The sequence below is a fragment of the Cyclobacterium xiamenense genome, from assembly GCF_042140265.1.
GTDB lineage: Bacteria > Bacteroidota > Bacteroidia > Cytophagales > Cyclobacteriaceae > Cyclobacterium > Cyclobacterium xiamenense_A.
In genome coordinates, this window is the sequence record NZ_CP159481.1 from 3730724 (window position 1) to 3743845 (window position 13122).

Consider the following 13122-nt stretch of genomic DNA (forward strand, 5'->3'; position numbering starts at 1 on the left):
GGAGGACCTGGCTCGTATAACTTTCAGATCGCTACAACTAATTGACTCCATTCGCTATTTACGCCGAAAAACGGCTTGGAAAATCCAGGAAATTCGGGATTCTTTCCATCGGTAAAAGGTCACCGGATCCCAGCCATGGACTTGAAAGGCGTTCGATCTCGCCCTCATGAAATCCTTCTAACCAAGTCCTAGAAATTTATGCCGAAGTAGATATTGGGTTCGAACAAAAAATAGGTCCTCCATTTTTTGTCCAACGCCTTAAACGCTGCCGGCGTATTGGTGTCAACTATCCAATTTTGGGAGTGTATTTGCGGTTCGATAAAAAACCGCTTCTTTTTCCCAAACGCTATATGGTAGCCAATGTGGTAGGAAGTATAAAGCTTAAAGCCGTTTGCAATCTTTGTGTTATCCTCCGTCAGATAGGTTTTTAATTGCGGCAGAATTTCAACCGTTGCAAACAAGCCTTTCCATAGCATACGCTGGTAGGATACACCCAACCCTGTTTCCCGCAAATAGCCTGGGTAAAATTCGCTCTGACTATCTATTTTATCCAAAAGCCCGTCCCACCACAGAATTCCCATCGGCTGAAACAGTCGCCAGGTGGCGAACTTTATTCCAATTATATCTTTCCGGGACAGCTGACGTTTTACGTGTAGTTCTACATGCTGCGTATTTGTCCTTTCCCCTCCTTTTCCGATGTTACCTAAGGTGATAACCGGTGTACTTAGCCTGTATTTGTAGTTAATTTCGGATTGTTGACCGACCGTTTTGCTGGATTGAGCAAAAACGGAAAGTGCGGCAAATGTGAACAGGATCGTTAGTAAATTTTTCATTTTTGAAACGAGTTAATGGTGAAATAGATAGGTATATAAAGAAATATGTCGTTTTGTGACTCGCAGGGAGCCAATATCCACTTTTTCGGGCTCCTCGAAACAAGCAGTTCCAAGGGCCTTTGTCCCTGCATCCCTCATGGCCAGTCGAAAACTCGCCGCATGCACAGCCTCTCGCCAGGTTGTTTGCCGGAAACAATGGAAGCAAGCGATTGCCTGAAGGAGGTTAATCCATGGATTTTTCATGAATGCAGGATTTACGTGTTCCCATTTTTTGAAGCGTTGCGTTGCTAGGCATGTCATTTATCGGAGGGAACGCTGTTGATCCTTTCAATCAACCCTTCAAAGATGAGGAGTTCGAGGAGAGCAATCGTCCGGAAATGAAATCCGGGACATTTTGGAAAGATTTCGGACTTTTTTGAAATACACGGAAACCCAAATACTGTCCGATGGACCCCGGAGTACTTAAAGTAGAAGCATCCCTCTTGTCTGCGGAAGACTCGTCTCCGATGTATCGCGGGATCAATATGCGCAGGGTAAGCAGCGTTTGCACCGATCTTCAGCGAAGCCTGTAATCAAAACAGGCTACATGCTTCCGTAGGAAAAAATTACAGTAACGACACGCTTTGGGAAATCGACAAAAAAACATGTTCCAACATGCGTAACGGAAGAGAAATTCCCGTGAAACAAACCAGTGCGGCTACGGGTGCACCAGCCAATACCTTTGGCGCAAAAAAAATCCTTCCTTCCGATGTTCGGTAGCCGACTTTCTGATAGCTGAGCAGGAAAGCCGGTTCGCTCATTGGCAAGCACCGACCAATACCGGGAATGATCCAGCAAGAATATTTTCGATACAAGGATTCGGTCAACGTACGTCGTGCAAAACCAGCGGGTGAGAGAACGAAGCGAAGGATCACCCGTACCTACCCCTTTCTCTTCCCGCTTAGGGGCATTGCCCATCGGAGAGGTAAGTGGTTTGGGGTGAAGAGAAATAGCCGAACAAGATGAACGCAACGCGGGAAAAAAAAATGACCGCAGGGGTTGATCAAAAAAAACAACGAAAATAAAACCTCAGTCAGTTGTCATGGTCATTCCTTCGTAGCAAAGTTCCAAAGTGTCCACGACAAACTCATCTGCTTCTCCGTTTTTGTCAGTGCCCAGGATTTTCACCAACCACGCATTCCGTAGCGTCCAGGTCATCGTCGGTTTGCCTTGCTCATCCATCAACCGGATGGTCACTGTTTCTCTTTCCATGCCCCTACCACTACCGGCTTTGAACCAGCTGAGATTGGTCTCGTCGTTCCGAATCGTACCTCTTCGAAGCGTCAAACAGGCAGGAGGTATCAATCCCGGCATTTTGAACCGGGGTATTCGATTGTCACCGTTTGCGATAGGGGAACTTTCTGCGTCCAATCCCTTTATCTCCTGAAACGAAGCGCTTGCGCCCGATGAACCGAATGTAACCAAGAAATAAGCGCTGGATACCGGCCAAATACTATCTGAGGTTTTTCCCGTCATTTTTGCTTACCATTAGATGGCAAGATACGTGTTAGGTCTTATTTATTTGCATTTTCGGAGGCAAAACTGACCGATTCGCTGTCGAAGGATCTATGGCCACTCCCTGTGAACCAAGGGCGAAAATTCGCGGTTAGTGCCGGCATGAGAAAAAAACAGCCCACCACCAGGTAAACCTTCTATAAATCTATCTGCCAGGAATCAGAAATGCCCGAAAAAATCCCTCTAACCAAGGGTGGAAAAAGGAGGATTTAATTACAAAATAAACAACCAATCGAGAAACATACTGGGAATATTGCTACGAATGGACAAAGAAAAGGTCCTCAAGTTTTACGAAACGATTTTTATATGCGTTCACGCATTAAGAAATGCAACCTTTTACTTTCCAGCCAAAAAAGGGGGGAGCTGCCTGTTACGCGATCAGTCTTTTCAAAAAATAGAATTTTCGATGGTCTTTTGGGAAATCGTTCACCAGCCCCATCGGTTTGTAACCATTTTTCCGATAAAACCTTTCTGCCTGCAAATCGAAAATATCCACCGTCGAATAAGTCGATCCAGGATACCTTCTACTATTTTTTGCCCGTCTTCCGCTTCGAAGGGTTCGATTCCAAAATGGGCTTTCATGGGCCTGTTAAGTGTACGCAAATGGCTGCTATCATCGATCTAATCTGTTTGCGTAAAGGACGACCGTGGCGTAGAACCGTCCAACGCCCTCAACGGCAGCCCTATGTCGACTTGCAACATGGATTTTTTGGCGAAGCAAGCCGGGAGCCTTTCTTAACTATTGCTGTTTTCCAACCGTGAATCACCTGTCGCTAAGAGGTTCGCGGTGTCGCCTTCCCGTGTAGCCGAACTTCCCAACGCCCTTTTCAGCAATCCAACGCCTTCTTTCGATGGGGATTTCCCAGCAAACGGCGACTAGATGCCAGCGCCACCCAGTATTTCGAGTTCTTGTCCTTTCGCAGGAGGCCCGTCCAATAAGGGCATAGCCTTCGCGATCAGTTCGCGAACCCCCTCCACCTTCAACGATTGATCGTGATCTTCCTTACTGTCCCAAATCTCCGTAATGTACACGGAACAACGATCGTCGGGAGCCCGCCCGATCACATACAATCGGCAGCCTTTGGCGGTGGACACGATTCTGGACGCTTCGATTAAAATTTTCGCCAACTCGCCTTGTTGCCCCTGCTTTGCTGTCAGTTTTCCATTCAATAAGTAGTTGCTCATTTTCGATCAGTTAGTTAGCTATCTATTCTATTATTCCAGCCTCTACCAATAGGTATCACCAGAAAGCAACCGGTATCACCCTGCTACTACCTGGTGATTCGCTACAAAATCAGGATCCAGGGTTACACCCAGACCAGGGCCTGTAGGGACGGTCACTTTCCCACCCTCGCTGCTGAGGCTGGAGGTAGGGCTATACAGGGGTATTTCCTGATTGAATCCCTTAAATTCGTGGTAAGGCCCGGCATTGGCAACGGCCGATACAAAATGCATCATGTAAAGATACCCTAGCCCGGAACCGGAGATATGAGGTGTACAAGGCTTGCCTTTAAATGCGGCCATTTTCGCTACTTTCATAGAGCGCACCATGCCGCCGAAATAAAAAATATCGGGTTGCACAATATCCAACGCATCTTCCTTGATCAGCCAGCGAAAGCCATGCATGCTGGGTTCCTGCTCCCCACCGGCTACCGGAATCCTTACGGCTTTGGTGACTTCCAGGGTTTCTTCGTACCAATCAAACGGAACCGGTTCCTCGTAAAAATCGTACGCGTATGCTTCCATGATTTTCCCGATACGTATGGCTTCCTCGGGGGTATAGGAACCGTTGGAATCTGCATAGATAACCATTTCGGGCCCAAAGCGCTCCCTGACCAGGGGGATGAGGGCCTCGGTCCTGCCGGGAGGATAATCCCGATTGTGACTCATCCGGCCACCCACCTTAAATTTGAGGGCGCGGGCCTCGGTTTCCCGCACGTGCTTCTCGATCAGGTCTATGGATTCTTCGGCCGACTTGCCCCGGTAGTTGTTCGCCTGGTACACTGCTATTTCCGGATGATAGATGGTGTCCCCCAGGAGGGCTCCCATGCTTTTTCCGGTCAATTTTCCCAATAGATCCAGTATCGCGAATTCCAAGGTGGCCAGTGGCACCCAGAATGCCAGATTTTGCAGCTTGTAATTACTTTGGTACACGTACACTTCGTCCAGCAGGGATTCCCAATTCCGGGCATCCTTTCCGATAAAAAAGGGCTGAATGCGGTTGACAAAAATGGGGTACAGATGCTTCATCTGCATGTTATTGCTTACCGATAATCCTTCCGCACCCTCTTTGGACCGAACGCGGCAAATAAAATTGTCGCCATTTCGCAGCAATTCGATCGTTTCCATCCACACCGGATCCTTCAGTTCATCCAGGCGCAACACCGGTTCGGCCAAAATCCTGTCCAGGGCTTCCTCCTGTTGGTCCGGATCCCGCTCTTTCCTTCCACGAGCGTCAGCAGTCAGACCCGTCATACCGGCAAACGCCCCTATGGCAGAACGCTTGATAAATTTCCGTCTATTCGATTTCATCTTACTTTTATCTACTGTTTGGCTAACCTGCCCCGTTCTGCACCCAGGATAGGAATGGTCGTTTACATTCGAGGAAACGCCTTTCTCCGGCGACCTTTCGTTCCCGGGGAGGCCGCATTGATTCGGATTCAGGGCTTACCTGCTACTTTTAGTTCCACGGCATACAGCCCGGTGCGGGCTGTTACAAAAAGCGTTTTCCCCTCGGGTCCGCCAAAGGTCAGGTTGGAGGGCGTTTCCGGAAAATGGATGGTCCCCAGCAGGCGTCCGTTGGAGGCAAATACCACCACCCCTCCCGGACCGGTGGCGAAGAGGTTACCCTGCGCATCCACTTTGATTCCATCCGGGTTTCCCGTTCCGGGAAGGCTGGAAGCATTGAAAAACAAGCTTCCTTTGCCCACTTTCCCCCCTTTGCTGACAGGATATTTCATGTATTTTTTTGGTCTATCCGAATTCGCCACGTACAGCGTACGTTCGTCCGGGGAAAAGGCAATCCCGTTTGGCCGGTACAAGTCCTCCACCAGCAACTTGATTCTTCCCTTGTGGTACCGGTACACGCCGAAGATTCCCAGGGTGTCCGTGGCACCGGCCGGCAAGCCGTAGGGGGGATCGGTGAAATAGATGGCTCCATTGCTATGTACAACCAGGTCATTGGGGCTGTTGAGCCGGGTACCTCTGAATTCGCGCGCCAGGGCTTCGTATTCCCCCTCCGGACCAAGCCGGGCAATCTTTCTGCCGCTATGTTCCGCAATCAGCAGGTTCCCGTCCGCATCGTAGGTCAGCCCGTTGGCATTATTACTCGGTTCGCGAAAGGGACGTACCCCCTCTCCGGGAATCCACTGATAAATGGTATTGGCAGGGATATCGCTGAACAACAGGTAGCCTTGCTCCTGGTTCCAAACGGGTCCTTCCGTAAAACGGAAACCGTCGGCGAGTTTTTCTATAACCGCGTCCTCCGCAATTAAGTCCAGCAACGCTTTATTCTTTATGTCCAGGTGCTGTCCCCAAGCTGGAAAAGCAAAAACGGCAAACAAAAGTGCAGGTAATCGGATGTTCATGGTCTTTTGGGGTTTCGGGTACAACAATTTCACGGGAAGCAAACCGGGTTCATCCAACCGCCCGATTCACCGGGGCAGTCTTCGCAAATACAACGGCGCTTCCGGTAGAAATATAGTTGAATTACCGGGAAATTCCATGCGCTTTGCTTCGATTTGACAGGAAAAAAGCAAAGAGAAGCAATCAATAACTCGTCTCGTCAATTTTCACTTTTCCGCGAAAGGTGAGGTAGACAAAGGCCGTGTAGCCAATGACCAGGGGGGTACCAATGGCCGCGAAGGTCAGCATGATTCCCAGCGATTTGTCCGAGGCAGCGGCATTGTAGACGGTAAGGGTATATTGCGGATCCAGGGTGGATACCAACAGGTTGGGATACAACTCGATCGCGACCAAAACGAGAAGTAAACCAATGGTTAGCGAGGAAAATAAAAAGGCCTGCCCGTATTTTTTCTTGCTCGAGAGGCGGGGTACGTTGGCAATGCTTAAAAACACCAGCAGGGGTACCACGAATAAGACGGGCTGATTCCGAAAGCTATCGGAAAGGTGAGGAATGTAAATCAAGGTATACAGGGAGGTGATGCCAAAGCTCACCATAAAAAAGATCATCCCTTTTTTAAGCAAAAATGTCAGTTTGGCGTACATTCTTCCCTCCGTTTTCAGCAGCAGGTAGATGGCCCCATGGCTCATCATCAGCGCCAGGGTAGAAATCCCCACCATCAACGCAAAAGGATTGAGGAAGGTAAAAAAGCCACCCCCCACGTATTCAAAATTTTCGCCGATGGGCAAGCCCAGCAATACGTTTCCAAGGACCACCCCAAGTAAAAACGGCAAAACAATGCTGGATACGGCGTAGGAAATGTCCCACATCTTTTTCCACCAGGCCATCTCTTCCTTTCCACGGAATTCGATCGACACCGCCCGGAAAATAATGAAAACCAAAAACAGCATAAAAGGGACGTACATGCCCGATAGCAAGGTGGCGTACATGACAGGAAATCCCGCGAATAAGGCTCCCCCTCCGATCACCAGCCATACCTCGTTGCCATCCCATACCGGGCCAATCGCATTCAGAGCCAGCCGCCTGCTTTTCTCTTTTTTAAAAAACAAGTGCCAGGCACCCGCACCAAAATCAAATCCGTCCAGAATGGCGTAGCCTGAAAACAAGCCGCCAACAACAAGAAACCAAAGGGTGGGGTAATCAATACCGGCGAGTGTTTCCATAAATTCAGTGTTTTGGAGTGGAAAGAGATTCGGCTATTTCCCGCTGAAAGGGACGGTCATCGTCTTCCTCTTCTTCATAAGGCCCGTGTTTTATTTTTTTGTTCAACAAGTACAAAAACAGGATGAGGAGTAGGGTATACACCAGGAAAAATAAAATCAGTGAAAAAAGAACCTGATTTTCCGTCACCGACTTGCTAAGGGCATCGCTGGTGCGTAAAAGCCCATACACCACCCAGGGTTGGCGGCCCATTTCTGCGGCAAACCAGCCCACCTGATTGGCAATCTGGGGTAGAATAACGGAAAAGGAAAATACCCAAAGTAAGCCTTTGCTCTCAAACAACTCACCCCGAAACCATTTGTAACACGCAAACAGGGTCAGGGCGATCAAAAACATACCAATGGCGACCATGATGTGGTAAAACTGAAAAACGGCATTGACTTGCGAGGGACGGTCCTCCTCCGGAAAGGCATTTAGCCCGGTGACCGGCGTATCGAATCGGTAATCCAGCAAAAAAGAGAGACCGCCAGGCACCTTTATTCCCCAAACCTGCTGCGATTCTTTGTCTACCCAGCCCAATAAATACATGTCTCCAGGCGCCTCGGCTTCAAAATGCCCTTCGAATGCTGCCAGCTTGGCGGGCTGATTCACTGCTACCCCATTGGCTGAACTATGACCGGAAACCAATTGGGAAAGGGAAAAGATCGTAGCGACTACCAACGCGATGCGAAAGGCTTTTTTTGAAATATCCACAAACCGGCCTTTGCGCAGGTAGTACGCATGCACACTTAATACCAAAAAGGCTCCGGCAAGAAAGGCGCCTTGCCAGGTATGTACCAGGCGATCCATACTGGAAGGATTGAAAACCATTTCCCAAAAATCGGTAATCTCGGCTCTTGCCTGCAGCCCCTCTCCTACCACGTGGTAGCCGGCAGGCGTTTGCTGCCAGCTGTTGGCGATCACGATCCAAACCGCCGAAAACATAGAACCCAAAAAGACGCCCAGGGTAGCCACCCAATGTACCCAGGGTTTTACCCGGTTCCAGCCAAAAAGCAAGACGCCCAGAAAACCGCTTTCCAGCGCGAAGGCAAAAATTCCTTCCGCGGCCAGGGCACTTCCAAAAACATCTCCCACGTACCGGGAGTAGGTGGCCCAATTGGTCCCAAATTCAAATTCCATAACAATACCCGTGGCTACGCCAATACCAAAGGTAAGCGCAAATATTCGGGTCCAGAATCGCGCCAGGAGCTCGTATTCCTTGTTCCCGGTCTTCAAATACAACGATTCCATGATCACCATGATCAATCCCAACCCTATACTAAGTGGCGGGTAGATGTAATGGAAGGCTACAGTAAAAGCAAATTGTATACGGGATAAAATCTCTAGGTCCATTTCCTTTTTGGTTGGTAGATTCGTTGGGTTCCGCAGACAGCGTCCTGATCCACTACCCGCACGCAGGACCTTACATTTTTACCAATTGGTAGGAAAAACAGGTCCAATTCCTCCGTTCGTCCCGGCCGGTCAGGTTGACGGGTAATCTCCAGCGTTTTATCCGATTGGGAGGACCGATCCGGGCACTATTTCCTGTAAATCTCCGAAATGATCGGGAGAAATCCCATCCTATTACAATCGAATTTTCCTGAAATGTAGCAGCAAGGACCGGCTACCTACCGCTTACCTGGCTGGTAGGTCTCCTCCGCCCTGGATTCCACATCCTCCCGGTAGTAGGCTACCTCTTTGAACGTTCCAGCGGCATACATTTCCGCCTGGTCGTCGAAATGAGGAGAATCGGGATCGGCATTTTGCCCCCCTGCCAGCAGGCTCATGGCCCGCACTTTTTCGCCAAATTCGACGGCTGCCACAAAACTATTTCCCGAGGATCCGTATAGTTTTTTGGTGTTTTCGCGCGCACTCGCTCCAAACGAGGCCAGGGCGCCCCAACGGCCGGAGGCGAGTCCAATGGGAAGGCTTTCCAGGGTATCATTATAGGTCAACTCAATGTCCCCGCTCAGCCGCTGAAAACGATTGATTTCGCCCCAGGGTATGTTCCAGGTACCAAAATCCGCTTCCAATTGGGCGAGTGCCTGTTCAAAGGCCTCCACCACCGCCTCAGGTTCGGTATTCAGGACATTTCCCTCCTGTTGATTAAACGGGATCAAAGCATAGGGGCTGCCAATGAGACGGTTAAACGCCATGCCGTAGAAATGCCCCAGGCTCATGGCCACGGAGGCCTCTCCGGTACGATAATCCCAGTCTTGCAGTACCGCAAGCGCCTGCGCGGCGTTTCCCCGGGGGGCACCCAGGCTTTCATAGGCTTGTACCAGAAGGGGTACCAGGTACGCAAATGCCGGAAGGTAGGGATCGTATCCCAGCGCTATCAACTCCTCCAGGGAAACCTCGCTGGCCTCGGAAAGCAAACTTACAGCATGGATGCCCCGGAAGTTTTCGGCATCCGGAGCCATGTAGTAGGGATAGTTTTCCTGTTTGGGACTAAAGGGGCCCGCCGCCGTAAAAGGCGTAGAATTGCAGTTTTGTATCCAGCCGGATTCCGGATTATGAATCACGATACTTTCGTCCACCGTATGCAACCCTTGCCAATCCGTAGCGGGGTTGCTTCCGTCCACCGGCTTCGAGAAATCAAAGGAGCTATCTCGTTTGGGAATAAAATTTCCATGAAAATAGGCAATATTGCCAGAGGCGTCGGCAAAAACCGTGTTGTTGGAAGAGTTGGTTCGGATGTCCATCATTTCTTTGAAAGCCTGGAAATTGTCCAATTTGGTGCGGGTGAAACTTTGGATCAGCGCATTCACCGGATCCCAATTGATCTTGGTTGCCACCCATTTATCCTCCAATTGGTGGGTGACCGGTCCGTGATGGGTTCGGTACAGCGTAAAGGATTTTTCCTGCAGCCCCTCCGGACTGCTGAAATTCAACGTGACGGGAATTTCCTCCACTGGGCTCCACTCGTCTCCGTAAGCATAGACATACCCGTCCCCCTCTTGCCTTACATCCTCCATAAACTCATCCATAAAATCCAGGCGGGTAGAGGTATGCATCCAGCCTGTTTTTTCATTGAAGCCCTGGTATACAAAAAACTGCCCCCAGGTAACAGCGCCATAGGCATTCAACCCTTCCTCACTAACGACGTGTATCTCGGGGCGAAAATAAAACGAGGTATGGGGATTGATCAGCAACAGTGCATTTCCACTGGCACTCCGTTCCGGGGCAATGGCGATGCCGTTTGACCCGCGGGGTTCTTCGTAAGGATCGGGATGAAGCAAGCCGTCGCCATATTCGCTGTAGGCCAATCCCTGCTGCTCTTCGTAAAAAGCCCGGATGCGTTGGGTGGATATGCGTTCGATGTCGCCACCAATGGACCCCTCGCTAAAATACATGGGAAACCAGGGCTCGTAACGCGTCAGCACCCGGGGTACTACCTCCGGATGGGTTTCCAGAAAATAATTGACTCCGTCGGCGAAAGCTACACACAACTCCTGCAACCAGGCGGGTGCTGCCTCGTAAGCTGCCTTTGCCTCTACTTCTGTCATGTACAGCCGGGCCCTGAGATCGCTGTACAGGGCCTCCTCTCCTTCCAACTCCGCCAGTCGCCCGGTCGCCCAAATGTAATTTCGCTCCACCCGACGAAAATCGTCTTCGCATTGGGCATAAAGCATACCAAAAACGGCGTCTGCATCCGTTTTGGCGTAAATATGGGGAATCCCGTAATCGTCGCGGATGATGGTCACCCGCGCGGCACGTTCTTCTCCGGTAGGGGTTTCTGTACCGACAGGGGCCCCGCAGGCCCAAAGCAATAAAGCCAGCAAGGAAAATTGAATGTTTTTCATGGTGAGTGGTTAAAGGTTATCAGAGAGCGCCAAAACGAGACGACCACCGCTCCGGGGTGGCCCGTTCCAGCAAACTACCAACTGCCGTCAATAATAGGGAAAAATCCAGCTTCAGACAATAAAAAACCCCATGGGTAAGAACTTTTACCGCATGTATTTCACAAATCACCTTCCAAAACCCCTGTGCGAAAAAAAAGCAACTGCTGCCCGAGAAACCCTCCATGCGACCGGACCATTTACACGGGTTGGATGCTTGGAACCAAATACTTCGCCAATTAAAAACGCCAGCAGCTAAACCATTGTTGATTTGGCTGCTGGCTGCGGTAGCCGGGGCCGTAAGCCCGAATGCATCCGAGGCTACAAATTTACATGAACACGTCATGTAAATTGGAAAAGGAATCAGTTCACCAACGTAAGGGTTCCCGAATTCACTTCTCCCCGTATGGTATAAGGCGAACCGTTCCGGATGACCAGGCTGCCCGATGATTGGCTTTCGCCAATTCTGGCCCTGCCGCTGCCGGTATGGATATCGTAGTTGAACGCGCCAAGGTCGCTATAGGTCTGTACCGTAATTGTTCCGGAAGAAGCCTTAAAAGATGTGTGCTCGCTCAATCCAACGTTGCTGCCGGAGACCTTTCCGGAGCTCAGGTGTACGCTACCAAGTGCCTGCACCCCATCCATGTCAATTTTTCCGGAACTCAAATTAACATGGACCAATCCATTGATACGTTTCAAATCCATCGCACCACTGGACGTTTCTGCCTGTAGGTCTCCGTCCAGCTGTGTCAGACTTAATTTACCCGATGAAACAGTGGCGACCGTTGTTCCTTTGAGCGATTCTCCGACTACCGCGCCGGAACTTGCTGTAAGGTATGACACCGGTGCTTCCAGATTTTTGGCAAAAACGCGGCCGGAATTCACCTCCAAATCGATGCGGTCACCACTTGCATTTTCGGCCTGAACGCTACCGGATCCTGCATGCATCTGCAAGGACATATGCCTCGGTCCCGTAAGGTGTATGTGTCCCTCGGACCGGCCGAAACCCAGCCCGTTGTTTTCAAGCCGCACGATGAGCGTCTCACCCTCTACCCGGTAGGAAATAGTTTTTTGCGCGTTGGCGGTGGATCGGAGCAAGGCCTGCAGCGTTACACGGCTCAGGGACGGATCTCCCAGGTACTGCGCAGGCAAGGAACCGGCTTCTACCTCAATAGAGGTGATGTTCTCAAAATGCTCCTCGATATCGGCTACCGTTTCCAACTGCGCGTCCATACAAGAGGTGAGAATAAGCAGGAGCAGGGCCAAGGAGCTTCTGGCAGCTCCAATTTTTTTAAAGGGAAAACGAAAATACCAAATTTTCTTTTCCTGTTTGGTGGGTAGTGTTTTCATAGTAAAGGGATTCGATTTGAAAAAATCGTATCCAATTTGGTGCCAACTTAAAAAAAATAGCTTAAACGTGGGATTTACGCCCGTATAAGTCCCAAAACCCGAGCCTTACAATGCGCGCTATTGTTCACTACCGGACAACATTGATTTCCATTTCGGACAAACAAAGCGATCCTTCCAGGTGCTTCCTGTCCCTTTTCGAATTCGTTTTACGGGGAATTCCCTGCCGATTCGCCCTCCGGGATTCCAAACGAACGAAGCGTTCACCTTCCCGCCTAAAATGACCGATAAGGTAGTACTTTCCTGTACGGTTTGGTAATTCTTTCTATATTTAAGCCAATATTGTTAATCATTCCGCGCTATTCCGATTCCCCATGGATGCTACGACACATGACCTTCCGTACTACGCCGTCATCTTTACCAGCATCAAACGGTCCGAGGCCGGACAGGACTACATCGATATGGCCCGGGAGATGGAAGAACTGGTACGCAACCAACCCGGCTACCTGGGGCATGAGTCCGCAAGAGACAGTCTGGGCATCACGGTAAGCTATTGGGAAAGCCTGGAGGCCATTGCTGCCTGGAAGAAGGAAGCCCGCCACCGCCAGGCCCAGCAACAAGGTCGGGAAAAATGGTACCAACAGTATATCATACGTATTTGTAAAGTCGAAAAAGAATACCGCTTTTAACCAGCCTTCTATCC

At 50.1% G+C, this 13122-nt stretch carries 11 protein-coding genes; 1 reads left to right on the forward strand and 10 read right to left on the reverse strand.

Translation table 11 applies throughout. The annotated features are described in order from the left end of the window. Positions 1 to 188 precede the first annotated feature (188 nt). The 10 genes from ABWH99_RS15160 to ABWH99_RS15205 form a co-directional block, all read right to left on the reverse strand. Complete coding sequence (locus ABWH99_RS15160; RefSeq protein WP_375582693.1) at positions 189 to 833, reverse strand: hypothetical protein; 645 nt, start codon at positions 831 to 833, stop codon at positions 189 to 191. 12 nt (positions 834 to 845) lie between these two features. Beyond that, positions 846 to 1076: a hypothetical protein gene (locus ABWH99_RS15165; protein WP_375582694.1), complete on the reverse strand. Its 231-nt coding sequence runs from the start codon at positions 1074 to 1076 to the stop codon at positions 846 to 848. An 825-nt stretch (positions 1077 to 1901) separates the two neighbouring features. After that, positions 1902 to 2348, reverse strand: a complete 447-nt coding sequence (locus ABWH99_RS15170; protein ID WP_375582695.1) for a phage tail protein — start codon at positions 2346 to 2348, stop codon at positions 1902 to 1904. Between the two features lie 915 nt (positions 2349 to 3263). Continuing rightward, the gene (locus tag ABWH99_RS15175; protein ID WP_375582696.1) at positions 3264 to 3572 is read right to left on the reverse strand and encodes a putative quinol monooxygenase; all 309 of its coding nucleotides are present in this window, start codon (positions 3570 to 3572) and stop codon (positions 3264 to 3266) included. Between the two features lie 75 nt (positions 3573 to 3647). Beyond that, positions 3648 to 4919, reverse strand: a complete 1272-nt coding sequence (locus ABWH99_RS15180; RefSeq protein ID WP_375582697.1) for a mandelate racemase/muconate lactonizing enzyme family protein — start codon at positions 4917 to 4919, stop codon at positions 3648 to 3650. A gap of 128 nt (positions 4920 to 5047) precedes the next feature. Further along, positions 5048 to 5974: an SMP-30/gluconolactonase/LRE family protein gene (locus ABWH99_RS15185; RefSeq protein ID WP_375582698.1), complete on the reverse strand. Its 927-nt coding sequence runs from the start codon at positions 5972 to 5974 to the stop codon at positions 5048 to 5050. A 181-nt stretch (positions 5975 to 6155) separates the two neighbouring features. After that, entirely contained in the window at positions 6156 to 7193 is a 1038-nt protein-coding gene (cydB, locus tag ABWH99_RS15190; protein WP_375582699.1) for a cytochrome d ubiquinol oxidase subunit II, read from the reverse strand. 4 nt (positions 7194 to 7197) lie between these two features. Continuing rightward, positions 7198 to 8583 (reverse strand): cytochrome ubiquinol oxidase subunit I, encoded by a 1386-nt coding sequence (locus ABWH99_RS15195; RefSeq protein WP_375582700.1) that lies wholly within the window; start codon positions 8581 to 8583, stop codon positions 7198 to 7200. Positions 8584 to 8858: 275 nt separating this feature from the next. Further along, positions 8859 to 11036: a penicillin acylase family protein gene (locus ABWH99_RS15200; RefSeq protein ID WP_375582701.1), complete on the reverse strand. Its 2178-nt coding sequence runs from the start codon at positions 11034 to 11036 to the stop codon at positions 8859 to 8861. Positions 11037 to 11435: 399 nt separating this feature from the next. Further along, positions 11436 to 12422 (reverse strand): DUF4097 family beta strand repeat-containing protein, encoded by a 987-nt coding sequence (locus tag ABWH99_RS15205; RefSeq protein ID WP_375582702.1) that lies wholly within the window; start codon positions 12420 to 12422, stop codon positions 11436 to 11438. A 371-nt stretch (positions 12423 to 12793) separates the two neighbouring features. On the opposite strand from ABWH99_RS15205, the gene ABWH99_RS15210 reads away from it, so the two are divergent. Continuing rightward, a complete protein-coding gene (locus ABWH99_RS15210) occupies positions 12794 to 13108 on the forward strand; it encodes an antibiotic biosynthesis monooxygenase family protein (protein ID WP_375582703.1) in 315 nt (104 codons plus the stop codon). Positions 13109 to 13122: the final 14 nt, after the last annotated feature.